The sequence below is a fragment of the Paenibacillus sp. J22R98 genome, assembly GCF_059383835.1.
In genome coordinates, this window is record NZ_JBXENW010000009.1 from 164,497 (window position 1) to 180,130 (window position 15,634).

The 15,634-nt window shown below is 52.4% G+C and carries 14 protein-coding genes and 1 riboswitch; of the genes, 3 read left to right on the forward strand and 11 right to left on the reverse strand.

Annotated features, from left to right (window positions below):
- Window positions 1–131: 131 nt before the first annotated feature.
- The 10 genes from purN to purE form a co-directional block, all read right to left on the reverse strand.
- Window positions 132–743: a phosphoribosylglycinamide formyltransferase gene (purN, locus tag AC50Y3_RS23185; RefSeq protein WP_494821094.1), complete on the reverse strand. Its 612-nt coding sequence runs from the start codon at window positions 741–743 to the stop codon at window positions 132–134.
- Entirely contained in the window at window positions 743–1,786 is a 1,044-nt protein-coding gene (gene purM / locus AC50Y3_RS23190) for a phosphoribosylformylglycinamidine cyclo-ligase (RefSeq protein WP_494821095.1), read from the reverse strand. Before purM ends, purN begins: the two co-directional genes overlap by 1 nt.
- Before the next feature lie 232 nt (window positions 1,787–2,018).
- On the reverse strand, window positions 2,019–3,497 hold the full coding sequence (gene purF, locus AC50Y3_RS23195; RefSeq protein WP_494821096.1) for an amidophosphoribosyltransferase: 1,479 nt from the start codon (window positions 3,495–3,497) through the stop codon (window positions 2,019–2,021).
- Window positions 3,482–5,725, reverse strand: a complete 2,244-nt coding sequence (purL, locus tag AC50Y3_RS23200; protein ID WP_494821097.1) for a phosphoribosylformylglycinamidine synthase subunit PurL — start codon at window positions 5,723–5,725, stop codon at window positions 3,482–3,484. The genes purF and purL overlap by 16 nt, the downstream gene beginning before the upstream one ends.
- Window positions 5,703–6,398: a phosphoribosylformylglycinamidine synthase subunit PurQ gene (gene purQ, locus AC50Y3_RS23205; RefSeq protein WP_494821098.1), complete on the reverse strand. Its 696-nt coding sequence runs from the start codon at window positions 6,396–6,398 to the stop codon at window positions 5,703–5,705. Before purQ ends, purL begins: the two co-directional genes overlap by 23 nt.
- A 3-nt stretch (window positions 6,399–6,401) precedes the next feature.
- Window positions 6,402–6,644, reverse strand: coding sequence for a phosphoribosylformylglycinamidine synthase subunit PurS (gene purS / locus AC50Y3_RS23210; RefSeq protein ID WP_494821099.1), 243 nt, complete (start codon window positions 6,642–6,644; stop codon window positions 6,402–6,404).
- 319 nt (window positions 6,645–6,963) lie between these two features.
- The gene (locus tag AC50Y3_RS23215; protein WP_494821100.1) at window positions 6,964–7,854 is read right to left on the reverse strand and encodes a phosphoribosylaminoimidazolesuccinocarboxamide synthase; all 891 of its coding nucleotides are present in this window, start codon (window positions 7,852–7,854) and stop codon (window positions 6,964–6,966) included.
- Window positions 7,855–8,043: 189 nt separating this feature from the next.
- Window positions 8,044–9,339 carry an adenylosuccinate lyase gene (gene purB, locus AC50Y3_RS23220; RefSeq protein ID WP_494821101.1) on the reverse strand — a complete coding sequence of 432 codons (1,296 nt, stop codon included), beginning with the start codon at window positions 9,337–9,339 and terminating at the stop codon, window positions 8,044–8,046.
- Between the two features lie 6 nt (window positions 9,340–9,345).
- Window positions 9,346–10,518: a 5-(carboxyamino)imidazole ribonucleotide synthase gene (gene purK / locus AC50Y3_RS23225; RefSeq protein WP_494821102.1), complete on the reverse strand. Its 1,173-nt coding sequence runs from the start codon at window positions 10,516–10,518 to the stop codon at window positions 9,346–9,348.
- Window positions 10,515–11,000 carry a 5-(carboxyamino)imidazole ribonucleotide mutase gene (purE, locus tag AC50Y3_RS23230; protein WP_090978892.1) on the reverse strand — a complete coding sequence of 162 codons (486 nt, stop codon included), beginning with the start codon at window positions 10,998–11,000 and terminating at the stop codon, window positions 10,515–10,517. The genes purK and purE overlap by 4 nt, the downstream gene beginning before the upstream one ends.
- 205 nt (window positions 11,001–11,205) lie before the next feature.
- A riboswitch (purine riboswitch) is annotated at window positions 11,206–11,306 on the reverse strand.
- A 369-nt stretch (window positions 11,307–11,675) separates the two neighbouring features.
- Between purE and AC50Y3_RS23235 the strand changes: the two genes are divergently transcribed.
- The 3 genes from AC50Y3_RS23235 to AC50Y3_RS23245 are packed head-to-tail and all read left to right on the forward strand — an operon-like array spanning window position 11,676 to window position 14,061.
- Window positions 11,676–12,560: an ABC transporter ATP-binding protein gene (locus AC50Y3_RS23235; protein ID WP_494821103.1), complete on the forward strand. Its 885-nt coding sequence runs from the start codon at window positions 11,676–11,678 to the stop codon at window positions 12,558–12,560.
- Between the two features lie 12 nt (window positions 12,561–12,572).
- Window positions 12,573–13,370 carry a DUF2705 family protein gene (locus AC50Y3_RS23240; RefSeq protein ID WP_494821104.1) on the forward strand — a complete coding sequence of 266 codons (798 nt, stop codon included), beginning with the start codon at window positions 12,573–12,575 and terminating at the stop codon, window positions 13,368–13,370.
- Window positions 13,371–13,401: 31 nt separating this feature from the next.
- Window positions 13,402–14,061: a TetR/AcrR family transcriptional regulator gene (locus AC50Y3_RS23245; RefSeq protein WP_494821105.1), complete on the forward strand. Its 660-nt coding sequence runs from the start codon at window positions 13,402–13,404 to the stop codon at window positions 14,059–14,061.
- Between the two features lie 54 nt (window positions 14,062–14,115).
- Here AC50Y3_RS23245 and AC50Y3_RS23250 read toward each other — a convergent pair whose 3' ends face one another.
- Entirely contained in the window at window positions 14,116–15,510 is a 1,395-nt protein-coding gene (locus tag AC50Y3_RS23250; protein ID WP_494821106.1) for an NCS2 family permease, read from the reverse strand.
- Between the last annotated feature and the right edge of the window lie 124 nt (window positions 15,511–15,634).

Genomic DNA, 15,634 nt, shown 5'->3' on the forward strand with positions numbered 1-15,634 from the left:
CGATTCGTCGGTTTCTAGCCAATGTGTTGCTCTGGGTGCTACTCATGGGCTTGATTCGTCGGTTTCTAGCCAATGTGTCGCTCAGGTTCTCGCCAAGTAGTAGCTCTCTTGATAACCTTCACCAACTCGATCTACTTCACGCTCACGTGTCGGCCATCGATCGCGACCGCCCCGGCGGCGATGCGCGAGACGACCCACGGAAGCAGCGCCTGCTCCGCCGCGTGGATCCGCGGCGCGAGTGTCTCCAGCGTGTCACCGTCGGCGACTTCGACTGTGCGCTGCGCGATGATCGGGCCGCTGTCCAGGCCGCCATCCACGAAGTGAACGGTGACCCCCGTCACCTTCACGCCGTAGGCCAGCGCCTGGCCGATCCCGTTCACGCCCGGGAATGCGGGCAGCAGCGACGGATGCACATTGATCATCCGTCCCAAAAACGGCTCAACGAGCACCGACGTCAGAATTCGCATATAGCCTGCCAGTACGATCAGCTCGATTCCGCGTCGCATCAGCTCCGCCAGAATCTCCGTTTCATACGCTTCACGCGAAGCGTACTCCTTCGGCTTGAACAATAACACATCAATGCCAGCTTCTCGCGCGCGCGCAACTACAGGCGCCTCCGGCTTATCACAAACAAGAAGCTCGAGGCTTGCGCCCTCGAGCCTTTGTTGTTTTGCCGCATCCACGAGCGCCCCGAAGTTCGAGCCGAAGCCCGAAGCAAACACGGCGACGCGCAAGCCGGCCATTAAACGTCAGCTCCCGTAAAGGTAACTACACGGCTGCCTTCCGTTACTTTACCGATGATATAAGCATCTTCGCCAAGCTCGCGCGCAATGCGCAGCGCTTCTTCGGCTTGTTCAGCAGGAACGACAACGACCATACCCACACCCATGTTGAACGTTGTGAACATATCGCGGTTTGTGATCGAGCCTTTCTCTTGCATCAGCCCGAAGATTGGTTGAATCGGCCATGAACCGTATGCAATCTCAACGTTGACGCCATCAGGCAGAACCCGCGGAATGTTCTCAATGAATCCGCCGCCTGTAATATGGGCCATCCCTTTAACTTGTACTTGTTTGATCAGCTCAAGAACGGATTTCACATAAATCCGAGTCGGCTCGATGATGACTTCGCCAAGCGTTTTGCCGCCAAGCTCAGGCAGTGTATCGCCAAGACCATATCCAGCTGTGTCAAGCAGCAATCGACGAACGAGCGAGAAGCCATTGCTGTGGATACCGCTCGAAGCGAGACCCAGCACAACATCGCCAGGTGCGATCGTTTTGCCGTCGATGATGTTTTTCTTGTCTACGATTCCGACTGTAAAACCAGCGATATCGTACTCGTCGCCTTGGTACATACCGGGCATTTCCGCGGTTTCGCCGCCGATTAGAGCGCAGCCGGACTGCACGCAGCCGTCGGAAATTCCTTTTACGATCGCTTCGATCTTCGCAGGCTCTACTTTGCCGCAAGCGAGGTAATCGAGGAAGAACAGCGGCTCTGCGCCTTGAACGATAATATCGTTCACGCACATCGCAACCGCATCAATACCGATCGTGTCATGCTTGTCCATCGCAAAAGCAACCTTCAGCTTCGTACCCACACCGTCCGTACCCGAAACCAATACCGGCTCCTCGTACTTGTCTTTATTAAGACCGAACAGACCGCCGAAGCCGCCAAGATCCGTCAATACTTCCGGACGGAACGTCTTCTTCACGTGTTTCTTCATCCGTTCGACTGCTTCGTTACCAGCCGCGATATCAACGCCGGCTTCTTTATAAGCTTCTGCCACGATAGTCACTCCTTAGAATTATTTCATCAAACCTTAGGTGATCAAGGTTTGTCTTTCGGATCATACCCCAAGGTGAAAAAGCGGCCGGAGGCCGATATGGAGTCGGAACAGCGTTAGCGGTCGCCTTTGTAGATGGATTTCCAACCCATACAGGTTAGAAAATTCAAAGAAATCCATCTACAACAGCGAGTGGAGACCCGTATCGGCCGCAGGCAGCTGCCTTCACCATACTCTAACAGCTGCAGCTTTTCTCCGAAGTCGGATCCACCGGTGTCGGATAATCATTATCGAAGCAAGCCAAGCACATCCCGCGATTGTATTCGCCGTCGTTGCCGCCAACAGCCTCGATAAAACCTTCATGGCTTAGAAAATATAACGAATCCGCGTTGATCGCCTGGCGAATTTCTTCAACCGTCTTCTGCGAGGCAATCAGTTCCTTGCGGTCAGGCGTATCGATGCCGTAGTAGCAAGGGTTCTTGAACGGAGGTGAAGTAATGCACACATGAACCTCAGTCGCGCCTGCTTCACGAAGCAGGTTGACGATACGTAGGCTCGTAGTACCGCGCACGATCGAGTCATCGATCATGACAACGCGCTTGCCTTCCACCACTTTGCGAACCGCAGACAACTTCATTTTGACACCTTTTTCACGAAGCTCTTGCGAAGGTTGGATGAACGTACGGCCCGTGTACTTGTTCTTGATCAGACCAAGTTCATAAGGAATCCCCGTTTGCTCCGCATATCCGATGGCTGCCGAAATACTGGAATCCGGTACGCCGGTTACGAGATCGGCATCGAAGAAGGCTTCAAGTGCCAGCTTCTGCCCCATGCGCTTGCGCGCCGAGTGCAGGTTGATTCCGTTAATATCGCTATCCGGTCTTGCAAAATAAATATATTCCATCGCACAAGTCGCGCGGCGCTCCAGCTTCTCGAAACGATCCTCACGCAGACCGTTCTTATCCAGCACAAGCAGCTCGCCCGGCTGCACGTCGCGTACATACTCAGCGCCGCAAGTTTCAAGCGCGCACGTCTCCGAAGCGAATACATAACCGCCGTCCAGCTTACCCATTACGAGTGGACGAAGGCCATGGCCGTCAGAGGCAACAAGCAGCTTGTCATTCGTCATAATGAGAAAAGCAAAACCGCCAATAATCCGCTGCAGCGCATCTTTTGCCGCACTTACGAAGTCTTTGTTCGAGCGTGCAATCAGATGGGCAATAACTTCCGTATCGCTTGTCGTTTGGAAAATCGAGCCTTGGCTCTCCAGTTCCTTGCGGATCGAAGGCGCGTTCACGATATTTCCGTTCGTTGCGACAGCCAAATCGCCGTCACGATATTTGAAGACAAGCGGCTGCGCATTCGCGAGCTTGCTTTCCCCTGCAGTCGAATACCGAACATGGCCGATGACACAGTTGCCCGGAAGGCCTTCCAGCGTTGCTTGGTCGAACACTTCCTTTACAAGCCCCATGCCACGGTGATACGTAAACTTGCCGGTTGTTGATTCCACCGCAGCCATGCCGGAGCTCTCTTCGCCGCGATGCTGCAGCGCGTGCAGCCCGTAGTAGCCAAGGGAGCAGGCATCCGGGATGCCGTACACCCCGAATACTCCGCACTCTTCGCGCAATTTATCAAAAATATCATCCCGGCCAATGCCTTCGTTATAGTGATCGCCTGTCCACAGCTTCGGCAGCTGTTTTATTTCATCAGACATGGAATCGCATCCTTCCAAACCTTCTCCAGTTGATCAACCGGTGCATGGATGCCCGGTTTGCCATTAACAGTAACAACAAGTCCGCTTGGGCGTACGACGCCGAGTGCCGCGTTCGGTACGCCTTTATCTGTCAGGTACTTCTGCAGCGCTTGTGCTTGCTCCGGTTTAGCCGAAAGCAATATACGGGATTGTGATTCGCTGAACAAAGCAGCATCCGGACGCAGGTCTGTCGTAATGTCCACTTCAGCGCCAAGCTTACCGCTGATCGCCGATTCCGCAAGCGCAACCGCTAGGCCGCCCTCGGACAAGTCATGCGCCGAAGCAACAAGACCTTCGCGGATCGCGCCAAGCACGCCATCAAGCAGCTTTTTCTCTGTAGCCAGGTCAATTTGCGGAGGACGTCCTTCGCTCTTGCCTTGCAGCACGTATTGCAATTCACTTCCGCCAAGCTCATGCTTCGTTTCGCCGGCAAGGAAAATGACATCGCCTTCCGCCTTGAAGCCTTGCGTCGTAATATGGTCAACGTCGTGCACGAGTCCAACCATCCCGATAACCGGTGTTGGGTAAATCGCGCCTTTCGCATTTTCGTTGTACAAGCTGACATTACCGCCGATAACCGGCGTTTCCAGCGTACGGCAAGCTTCGGAAATGCCGTCTGCCGCTTTCTCAAGCTGCCAGAACACTTCCGGCTTCTCCGGGCTGCCGAAGTTCAGGTTATCCGTGATCGCGAGCGGCTCCGCACCGGAACATACGATGTTACGCGCTGCTTCCGCTACTGCGATACGTCCGCCTACTTCTGGATCAAGGTATACATAGCGGCCGTTGCAGTCCGTTGTCATCGCAAGCGCTTTGCGCGTTCCGCGAATCGTTACAACCGCAGCATCGGAGCCTGGTTGAACCGCAGTGCTTGTGCGCACCATGTAATCATATTGGTTGTAAACCCACTCTTTGCTCGCCACTGTCGGCGAAGCCAACACCTTTTTCAATGCATCCGTCAGATCCGTTACTTCCGCATAAGCAGTCGTATCGATTGCAGCATTTGCCGCGTAGTAAGCAGGCTCTTTGGAAGGTTTGTCGTACATTGGGCACTCGTCAACGAGCGCTGTAACCGGCATATTCGCCACTTCTTCGCCTTGGTGGAACAGACGCAGGCGGCCATCATCCGTAACTTTACCAACCTTCACGCAGATAATGCCCCAACGGTCAAAAATTTCCTGCGCTTGTGCTTCGTGCTGCGGTTCAACTACGAACAACATACGCTCTTGCGACTCGGAAAGCATCATTTCGTAAGGCGTCATGCCTTCTTCGCGCTGAGGCACCTCATCGAGGTACAGCTCCAAGCCGTTGCCCGCTTTGGACGCCATCTCCGCGCTGGAGCAAGTCAGACCCGCTGCTCCCATATCTTGAATACCGACTACGATGCCGGCATTGATTAGCTCAAGCGTTGCTTCCATAACAAGCTTCTCCATGAATGGATCGCCTACTTGGACAGCCGTACGTTTCTCTTCGGACTCTTCGGACAATTCGACCGATGCGAATGTCGCACCGTGAATACCGTCACGGCCCGTAGCAGGACCCACGTAGAATACCGGGTTGCCTACACCCTTAGCGACGCCACGCTGGATTTTATCATGATCGATCAGACCCACGCACATTGCGTTTACAAGCGGATTGCCTTCGTAGCTTTCATCGAACATGACTTCGCCGGCAACTGTCGGAATCCCGATACAGTTACCATAGCCTGCGATACCGCCAACTACGTGCTCGAACAAATATTTAACGCGTTGGTTCTCCAGATTACCGAAACGCAAGCTGTTCAGCAGCGCAACCGGACGAGCACCCATGGAGAAAATGTCGCGGATGATGCCGCCTACGCCTGTTGCCGCGCCTTGGTATGGCTCAACTGCGGAAGGATGGTTATGCGATTCGATTTTGAACACAACCGCTTGGTTGTCGCCGATATCGACGATACCTGCGCCCTCGCCCGGACCCATCAATACTTTTGGTCCAGTGATCGGGAACTTCTTCAGGATTTTCTTCGAGTTCTTGTAGGAGCAGTGCTCCGACCACATAACACTGAAAACGCCGATTTCCGTATAGTTCGGCTTACGGCCCAGAAAACCGCAAACCAGTTCATATTCATGATCCGTCACACCGAATTGCGTATAAATGCGTTGCTCCGCAATTTGTTCCGCTGTCGGTTCCTTAGCTGTTAACTGCTGCGCCATTTTGTTCCCTCCAAGCATTCAAAATCGATGTAAACATCCGTTTGCCGTCTTCCGAGCCAAGCAGTTGATCCACCGCGCGCTCCGGATGCGGCATCATGCCAACCACGTTGCCACGCTCATTGCTAATCCCTGCGATATTGTCGATGGAACCGTTCGGGTTCGTATCACCCGCATAACGGAACACAATTTGGTTGTTTGCTTTGAGCTGCGCGAGCGTTTCGTCGTCGCAGTAGTAGTTGCCTTCGCCATGCGCGATCGGAATATCGATAATTTCACCGGCGCTGTATTGGCTAGTGAATGCTGTCGCGTTGTTCACGACTTCCAGCTGTGTTTGCTGGCAGATGAATTTCATGCCGCTGTTGCGGCGCAGTGCGCCTGGCAGCAGGCCTGCCTCGGTAAGGATTTGGAAGCCATTGCAGATGCCGAGAATGAACTTGCCCGCCTCAGCTGCTTTTACAACTTCGTTCATTACCGGTGCAAAACGAGCGATTGCGCCACAGCGCAGGTAGTCTCCATAGGAGAAGCCGCCCGGCACGAGAATCGCATCATATGCGGAAAGATCCGTAGCCGTATGCCATACGTATTCGACTTGCTGGCCGATTGTATCTTCTACTGCTTTGAAGCAGTCAATATCACAGTTGGAGCCTGGAAAAACGATAACCGCAAACTTCATCGTTTAGCCCTCCAATTCAAAACGGTAGTCTTCCACTACTGTGTTCGCCAGCAGCTTCTCACACATCGCTTTCAGACGAACTTCCGCTTCTGCACGATCCGTAGTATCTAGGTTCAGTTCCAAATATTTGCCGATGCGGACTTTGCCAACTTCCTCGAAGCCCATTGTGTGCAACGCGCCTTGTACAGCGCTGCCTTGCGGGTCAAGCACGTTTTGTTTGATCGTTACGTAAACTTTAGCCTTCATTTGGGGGGTCGCCTCCTGGAAAATGGGGTTTTTGGGATGGGAGAGCTGCGCAAAACGTGGATAAGTCGGCCTTCGTCGCTGTTGAACTTTGGGAAACTTGAACAATATCCTAGCGGATGTTTCCAAAGTTCAAAGGCGAGCGCTTGCGCTCTACGGCTCGACATACCACTTATTTGCTTCGCCCATCCTGGGAAAACACTTATTTTGCAGGATGCTCTGGGAGCATCCTGGGCTCGCTTCGCGGGGCTATCCGCCGCCGCTTGCGTCGCCTGATTTATATAGTGCGAGCCATCTGTGCTTGGCCCGCGGGTTTTGATTACTAAACCAATGCTTCGCCGGTTAGCGCTTTGTAGATGGCTAGGTAGCGGTTGGTTGTTTCTTCTACGACGGCTTGCGGGAGCGGAGCCGGTTTGCTGTCGCGGTCCCAGTCGGAGCCGAGCAAGTAAGTGCGTACCGGTTCTTTGTCCATGCTGTCGATTTCGATGTCGTAGGCATAGTTGTCTTTCGCCCAGAAACGGGAGGAATCCGGGGTGAAGATTTCGTCGATGAGAATGACTTTACCATCTATAAGGCCGAACTCGAATTTGCAATCCGCCAAAATGATGCCGCGCTCTTCGCAGAAGCCGCGCGCATATTCGTACAGGGCAATGCTCTTGTCGCGAAGCTCTTCCGCCAGCTCGGCGCCGACCATCTCTTGCATCCGCTCAAACGGGATGTCTTCGTCGTGGCCAACGTCGTTCTTCGCAGCCGGCGTGAACAACGGTGCTGCAAAACGCTCGTTCTTGCGCAGACCTTCCGGCAGCTCAATGCCGTTAATTGCCGATGTTTTCACATATTGTCTCCAACCGCCGCCGGTGATATAGCCGCGAACGACACATTCGATATCGATGCGCTCTGCTTTCTTTGAAACCATAATGCGGTTTATCAGAAGTTCAGGCTCCGTTACGAGATCGCCAAGCTTGTACACGTCCGTGTGAACGATATGATTCGGCATCATAGCCGCCGTTTGATCGAACCAGAAGGCCGACAACCGATTCAGTACGTTGCCCTTCTCCGGTACAGCCGGATCAAGCACATAGTCGAACGCGCTGATGCGGTCCGTGACCACAATGAGATAATGCTCGCCTAGATCATAAAGCTCGCGCACCTTGCCCTTATACAGCAGCGGCGCCTTCACATAATCCACAGCCGTGGACAACGCTTGTGTCATTTCTCTCTCTCCTTTTATTCAGTGGTTTGTCTTGATCTATACGAAGTGTGACGGAGCAGGCATGAACAGTCCGAAGAAGCGTAAGCGTTCGCCTTTGTACTTGAATTTCTACCTCTAATCTCCTAAAGTTCAAAGAAATTCAAAGTACAACAGCGATCGTAGGACGTTCATGCATGCGCAGTCATGCTCTTAAATCAATTCCAAACGTCTGAAAATTGTATCCACGTGCTTAAGATGCCAAGCCGGGTTAAACGCATCCGCGATTTCATCAGCGGACAAATGAGCCGTAATCTCAGGCGTCGACTCGATGATATCGCGGAATTGGCGTTGCTCTTCCCATGCTTGCATCGCGCGCGGCTGTACTGTGTCGTACGCTTGCTCGCGGCTCATGCCTTTATCGATCAGCTTCGTCATGACGCGGCCGGAGAAAGGCACGCCGAACGTACGCTGCATATTGCGTTTCATGTTCTCAGGGAAAACCTGAAGGTTCTTGATGATGTTGCCCAGACGGTTCAACATGTAGTTGAGCAGCATCGTGGAATCCGGCAAAATGACGCGCTCAGCCGACGAATGGCTGATGTCACGCTCATGCCACAGCACGACATTCTCGTAAGCTGTCAGCATATGGCCGCGGATAACACGGGATAGACCGGAGATGTTCTCGCAGCCGATCGGGTTACGTTTGTGCGGCATTGCGGATGAACCCTTTTGACCTTTGGCGAACGGCTCTTCCACTTCACGGAACTCGCTCTTCTGAAGAGCGCGGATTTCCGTAGCGAATTTATCGAGCGAAGTCGCGATCAGTGCCAATGTGCCAATGTACTCCGCATGACGGTCACGCTGCAGCGTTTGCGTGGAGATCGGAGCAGGCGTAATGCCGAGCTTCTTACATGTGAATTCTTCTACAAAAGGATCGATGTTCGCGTAAGTGCCTACTGCGCCGGAGATTTTGCCGAATTGCACGCCGTTAGCCGCATGGCGGAAACGTTCCAGGTTACGCTTCATTTCTTCGTACCAAAGGGCAAGCTTCAAACCGAACGTTGTCGGCTCCGCGTGTACGCCATGCGTACGGCCCATCATCGCTGTATCTTTATAAGCAACCGCTTGGCCGCGTAAAATTTCAATAAAGTTCGTAATGTCTTTCTCCAAGATCGTGTTCGCTTGAAGAAGGAGGTAACCCATCGCCGTATCCACAACGTCCGTGGAAGTCAGGCCGTAATGAACCCATTTGCGCTCGGGACCAACGGTCTCGGATACCGCACGCGTGAACGCGATAACGTCATGGCGTGTTTCAAGCTCGATCTCGTTGATGCGGTCGATATTGAAGGTTGCGCCTTTGCGAAGGGCTTCAACATCCTCGCGCGGGATTACGCCAAGCTCTACCCAAGCCTCGCATGCGCAAAGCTCAACCTCTAACCATGCCTTGAATTTGTTCTCTTCCGTCCAAATCGCTCTCATTTCCGGTCTGCTGTAACGTTCTAACATCGTGAATTAAACCCTCCAAATGTTGGTTTCGGAAATCCATGCCAGCGCTTGCTCCACATCCGATGCAAGCACGTTGACATGACCCATTTTCCGTTTATGTTTGGCTTCATGTTTCCCATATAAATGAATTTTAGGCGCTACGCCTAAACGTTCCGCATGCTCATCTTGCTTCGCGATCAGTTCCAGCAGCGGCTCCACATGCTCGCCGAGCACGTTCACCATAACAACCGGCGTAAGAAGCGCCGTGTCGCCAAGCGGCAAACCGCATACAGCGCGCACATGCTGCTCGAACTGCGATGTCCGGCAAGCTTCCATCGTATAATGGCCGCTGTTATGCGGACGCGGCGCAAGCTCGTTGACGAACAATTCGCCGTCCTCCGTCAAGAACAGCTCCACCGCGATCAAGCCAACCGCTCCGAGCCCTTCAGCGATTCGAGCAGCAAGCCGCTCCGCTTCCCGCTGAAGTTCTTCATCGATCCGTGCAGGCACGATCGACAGATGCAATATGTTATCGACGTGGATGTTCTCCGCTGCCGGGAAGGTACGAATCTCGCCCTGCGGGCTTCTTGCCGCAATGACCGAAAGCTCCTTCTGGAAGCGAATGAACTGCTCCAGAACAAGCTCCGTACCGGCACGATTGAGCGTCTCGAACGCCTCATCGATTTCAGCTTCGCTGCGGATGACCCATTGGCCTTTGCCGTCATAGCCGCCCATAGCGGTCTTCAGCACGCAAGGCAGGCCGAAACGGCTAACTGCTTCGCGAAGCTCATCTGCGCTTCGAACTTCGGCATAAGGCGCAACCTTCACGCCCGCCGCTTCAATCGCCCGTTTCTCACGCAGCCGATGCTGCGTCGTATAGAGCAGCTCGCTGCCTTGCGGCACGTACGATTCCTCCATCAGCATGGCCGCAACGCCGGCATCGACGTTCTCGAACTCATACGTGATGACATCGGAGCGCTCCGCCAGCTCGCGAGCCGCATCGCGATTGTCATACGCGGCTACGATTTGACCGGCAACTTGTCCGGTGGGCGCATCCGGCGTAGGATCCAGTGCCACGAACCGGTATCCCATGGCGCTGCCTGCATTCGCCATCATCCGGCCAAGTTGACCGCCGCCAAGGATCCCGACTGTGGAGCCGGGCAAAATCACCTTCACTTCTTTACCCGTGCCGCTGCTCATAGCGTCTCACTGCTTTCGAGCACTTCCTGCTCAATTCGTTCGCGGCGCGCAAGCACGCGGGCTTGTACATCCGGATCGAACGCGCCGAGCATCTGTGCTGCAAGCAATCCCGCGTTTGTGCCGCCGGCGTTGCCGATCGCAACCGTTGCAACCGGAATGCCGCCGGGCATCTGAACGATGGACAGCAGCGAGTCAAGTCCGTTCAAATTCGAAGACTTCACAGGCACGCCAATAACCGGCAAGATCGTCTTCGCAGCGACCATGCCGGGCAAATGTGCAGCTCCGCCAGCACCCGCGATAATAACCTTCAAGCCGCGTTCTACTGCTGTTTCTGCGTATTGGAACATAAGGTCCGGTGTCCGGTGAGCCGAAACAACCTTCTTCTCGTAGGGGATTTGTAACTCGTCCAGAACGTCACAGGCTAGCTTCATAGTCTCCCAGTCTGACTTACTGCCCATGATGACGCCGACTTTTGCTGACATCTGCTTATAACCACCTTTGTTTGATGAAGGAATCGGATTACAGTACAAGCCACAAAAAAAGTCCCTCAGCACAGACTCCACAATCTGGATGGCTTCGGGACTTACAAGTCCAGCAATGAAGATCAAGCTCTATCGCCGCCCTGCTAACCAGTAGACAGGAGGCAATAGACAACATCAGGCTGCCCCGTCAAGGCGGCAACCTGGTTCTTCAACTGCATGGGCTCGTAGTCCGAAAATTAAGGTTCTCGGGTAGATACTCTCGGGCCTAATCCCCAAGGATATACGAGTCTTGCATGGTAAGTATATGATTCGTTTTTCGCTATCCCTAGTTTATCAATCCTGACGCAGAATGTCAACGAAAAAACACGAACATTAAATTCAAATAAACTTATTAAAGTTCGTGTTTTACCTAGTTTTTGCAATTTTCACGAATTATTTTGAACAATCTGTGATTTTGTTGGGTATTCGGACCATTGCTGACACTACCTTCTAATCCCGCCCTCCTACAAAAACCGACAAAATACGCACGCTGTTCAAGTCGATCAGAGCACCAAATCCCTATTCGCGAGCACACAAAAAACGTATTGACTCATCAGTCAATATAGGATTACAATCACATTGACTCACGAGTCAACATCCTTAATTAACCCTCTAAAACGATAGGAGGCTCCAAGCGTGAAACCAATCGTCGAACTTCGTCAGTTGACGAAAACGTACGGCAAGAGCCGTGGCATATCCGATGTATCCTTTATGATCGGAGAAGGCGAGGTATTCGGGTTCATTGGACCGAACGGCGCCGGCAAGAGTACAACAATCCGAACGCTGCTCAATTTTGTCTTTCCTACCTCGGGCAGCGCTTCGATTCTAGGCATGGACATCGTGAAGGATGCCAAGGCCATCCGCCGCCAAGTCGGTTATCTGCCTTCAGAAGTATTTTATTATGATGACATGAAGGTTATGGATCTGCTTAAGTATTCGGCGGCTTTCTATGATCAAACGGATTCCAATCGCATCACAGAGCTGGCCGAGCGCCTCGACCTGGATCTCTCCCGTAAAATCGAGGACCTCTCCTTCGGCAACCGCAAGAAAGTCGGCATCGTTCAAGCGCTGCTGCACAGGCCGAAGCTGCTTATACTCGATGAGCCCACCGGCGGCCTTGATCCGCTTATGCAGAATACGTTCTTCGAGCTGCTTACCGAAGAGCGCAGGAAGGGTACAACGATCTTCTTCTCCTCCCACATTCTGAGCGAGGTACAGAAGATGTGCGACCGGGTCGCCATTATTAAAGAAGGTGCACTTATTAAAGTCGAATCCGTCGAGCAGCTGCTCAAGAACAACCTCAAGAATATTACCCTGACAGCTAGCAATCCCGAGGCCATTGGACTCCCGCAATTGAAGGGCATCTTAAAGCAAGAAACGACCGGTTCCCATGTGAAGCTGCTATATGGGGGCGATATGAAAGCACTCATTCAAGGATTGGCGGACTGCGCCTTCACGGATATTTTGATCGAAGAGCCTTCGCTTGAGGAAGTATTCATTCATTATTATGAGAAAAAATAAGGAGGCTGTACGATGCTTCTAAGAAGAGAATTTAAACGAAATCTTCGGGGATTGATCATCTGGAGTATTATTATGGCCGGGATCATCCTCTTATATTTAAGCATTTACCCGGAATTCGCCAAGCAGCAGCAAGGGCTGGACGATATGATGAGCACCCTTCCCGAGGGGATGAAGAAAGCTTTCGGCATGGATCGGCTGAGCATGAGCACCCTGCTCGGATTTTACGGCATCGAGATCCACTTGATGACGACCTTGCTCGGCAGCATTTTCGCATCCTTATTGGCTTCTAATATTGTAGCGAAGGAGCAGCATGAGAAGACGATCGAATTCCTGCTCTCCAGACCGATTACGAGAACCCAGATCATCAGCCAGAAGCTAGCCGCCGTAGTCATCAATATTGTGCTGTTCAACCTAGTCATTGTGGCCGCCAGTCTAATCGGGTTTCAATTCTCAAAGGATAACGATGTATCGCTGTCTACTTTCTTCCTGCTGGAATCGGCCGTCCTGCTCATGCATCTGACCTTCGCAAGCCTCTCGTTCTTGTTCTCGGCGATCCTGAGAAGAACCCGGTCCGTCGTATCCATGTCGCTCGGCCTTGTGTTCATCACTTATTTCTTCAGCATTATTTCGGGCGTCTCCGACCATTTCACATGGTTCAAATATATCAGTCCCTTTAAGTATGCCGAAGCGGCAGCCATCATAACCGACCGGTATTTCGATCCGCTGTACATCACCATTATGGCCGTCGTTATCGTCTGTTGCGTGCTGTCTGCTTACTGGTATTATAGTAGAAAAGACATCACCGTTTAGTCGTCTTTAACAGAACTGAGGTGTTTCAACCGTGTACCCCGCATTCGCGAAGCTTCCTGAGGAGAAACAGGAGCTCATCATGACGATTTGTATCGAGGAGTTTGCCAAGAACGGCTACACAAACACCTCTACGGATACGATAACGGCGAGAGCCGGTATTTCTAAAGGCATTTTGTTTCATTATTTTAAAAGCAAAAAGAACCTCTATCTCGCCGTTGTCCAGCATGCGATGGACTTGCTTGTTGAGAAAACGATTACTGCGGTGGAAGCGATCGGCGCGGCCGATTTCTTCGAGCATATCAAGGAGATCGTGCTGGCGAAGCAGCGCGTGACTTTGCATTATTTTCAAGAGACAGAGCTTGTGCAGCGTGTCATCAGCCATCCGCCGAAGGCCGTCCAAGCCGAGATCGAGAAGTTGATCGAAGCGTATCAGAAGACATTCACGACGCCGGCTATGCTGCGGTCCATCTATAAAGCCGAGCTTCTGGACGCCGCCCCGCTGCGGGATGGGCTGGATGCCGAGGCGGTTTTCAACCATGTCACCTTCGTCTTGAATGCATTGTCGAACAAGTATCTACAGCTTCACAAGTCACACGCTCTCGCTCCCCCCATTATCGAGCAGAAGCTGATCCAAGAGATCGATACCTTTATCGATATGATCAAATACGGGGTCTACAAGCAGCACAGCTAAAGGCAAAAAAAGAGGACGGCGCAGATTCTGCGCCGTCCTCTTCTTTGGTCACTATTAGCCTTGGCTTCCGATAAACGCGTAACGCGCGACGATTAGAATCGCAAGCACCCACATGAGCCAGTGCACTTTGTAGCCGCCTTTTTTGCCGGCAAGATTAGCTGTTGTAGCCAGCACTACATACGAAACGATACCGAAGGAAACACCGTTTGCGATGTTGTAAGTGAACGGCATAAGCGCAACCGTCAAGAACGACGGGATTGCATACACCATGTCTTGGAAGTCGATTTCTTTGATCGATTGTACCATGAGCACGCCAACAATGATCAGCGCAGCTGCAGTAGCAGAGCCCGGAATCAATGCGATGACCGGCCATAGGAACAATGCTGCCAAGAACGCAACGCCGGTTGTTACGGCAGTCAGACCTGTACGTCCGCCTTGCGCGATACCCGCAGAGCTTTCAACGAATGCCGTTACTGTGCTTGTACCGAGCATTGCGCCGCCGCTGACGCCGATAGCATCAACCAGCATCGCTTTACCAACCAGCTTCTTGCCTTTTGCAGGGTCTTTCATGTAGCCGGCACGGTTCGCCGTACCTACCAGTGTACCGAATGTATCGAACAATTCAACGAATGTGAAAGTCGCAATGATGGAAATCAAGCCGGTGTCCATAACACCTTTGAAGTCGAAGTCCCAGAAGTTGCCTTTGCTGAAATCAGGGCTCCACGATTGACCTTTCAACGCTTCGCTCACGTTCACGTCGCCGGTCAAGATCGCAATGATCGTCACGCCAAGAATACCGAACAGAATCGCGCCCGGTACGCGCATTACCATCAGAATCGCAATCAGCAGTACGCCGATCAGCGTCAGGTACACGCTGGAGTTCTCCAGGCTGCCCATGTGGAACACGGACTCGAAGCCCAGTACATCCGTGAAGACGCCTTTTGGAATATCCGTAACCGTATTCTCAACGCCGACTGTCATAATACCGCTGTTTTTCAAGCCGATGATGGTGATGAAAAGACCGATACCTACTGTAATGGCATGCTTCAAGCTGTCAGGAACAGCTGTAATCAGCAGCTGACGAATTTGCGTAATCGTCAGGATCAAGAAGATGATACCGGAGATAAATACGGCCGTCAGCGCCATTGAAGGCGAGATCGGTGTATCTGTTGCCTTAGAAGCAAGTACCGTTGCCGCGAAGTAAGCGTTCAGACCCATACCCGGCGCGAGCGCAACCGGGAAGTTCGCGAACAACCCCATCGCAATCGTGAAGATACCGCCGGCTAATGCCGTTGCCAAAAACACTGAATACCCATCAAGTCCTGCAGTTCCGAGAATACCCGGATTGACGGCCAAAATATAAGCCATCGTCATAAAAGTCGTAAGGCCCGCCATAATCTCTGTCCTTACATTTGTTCCGTGTTCCTTCAAACGAAAGAAACTACCCATTTTTCAAAAACCCTCCCCAAAAAATGTTTCAGAACAAACAAGAACCCAGAAAAAAAATGCCGATGTTGTCGGCATTTCTCCCTAGGTTCCACGCAAAACAAGACAAGAAGGCGCGATATGACCG

What these genes read in the sequence shown, in the direction of transcription:
- purN (WP_494821094.1), bottom strand. Translation starts at nt 743, where the DNA reads ATGGCCGGCTTGCGCGTCGCCGTGTTTGCTTCGGGCTTCGGCTCGAAC.
- purF (WP_494821096.1), bottom strand. Translation starts at nt 3,497, where the DNA reads ATGTCTGATGAAATAAAACAGCTGCCGAAGCTGTGGACAGGCGATCAC.
- purL (WP_494821097.1), bottom strand. Translation starts at nt 5,725, where the DNA reads ATGGCGCAGCAGTTAACAGCTAAGGAACCGACAGCGGAACAAATTGCG.
- purQ (WP_494821098.1), bottom strand. Translation starts at nt 6,398, where the DNA reads ATGAAGTTTGCGGTTATCGTTTTTCCAGGCTCCAACTGTGATATTGAC.
- purS (WP_494821099.1), bottom strand. Translation starts at nt 6,644, where the DNA reads ATGAAGGCTAAAGTTTACGTAACGATCAAACAAAACGTGCTTGACCCG.
- AC50Y3_RS23215 (WP_494821100.1), bottom strand. Translation starts at nt 7,854, where the DNA reads ATGACACAAGCGTTGTCCACGGCTGTGGATTATGTGAAGGCGCCGCTG.
- purB (WP_494821101.1), bottom strand. Translation starts at nt 9,339, where the DNA reads ATGTTAGAACGTTACAGCAGACCGGAAATGAGAGCGATTTGGACGGAA.
- purK (WP_494821102.1), bottom strand. Translation starts at nt 10,518, where the DNA reads ATGAGCAGCGGCACGGGTAAAGAAGTGAAGGTGATTTTGCCCGGCTCC.
- purE (WP_090978892.1), bottom strand. Translation starts at nt 11,000, where the DNA reads ATGTCAGCAAAAGTCGGCGTCATCATGGGCAGTAAGTCAGACTGGGAG.
- AC50Y3_RS23240 (WP_494821104.1), top strand. Translation starts at nt 12,573, where the DNA reads ATGCTTCTAAGAAGAGAATTTAAACGAAATCTTCGGGGATTGATCATC.
- AC50Y3_RS23250 (WP_494821106.1), bottom strand. Translation starts at nt 15,510, where the DNA reads ATGGGTAGTTTCTTTCGTTTGAAGGAACACGGAACAAATGTAAGGACA.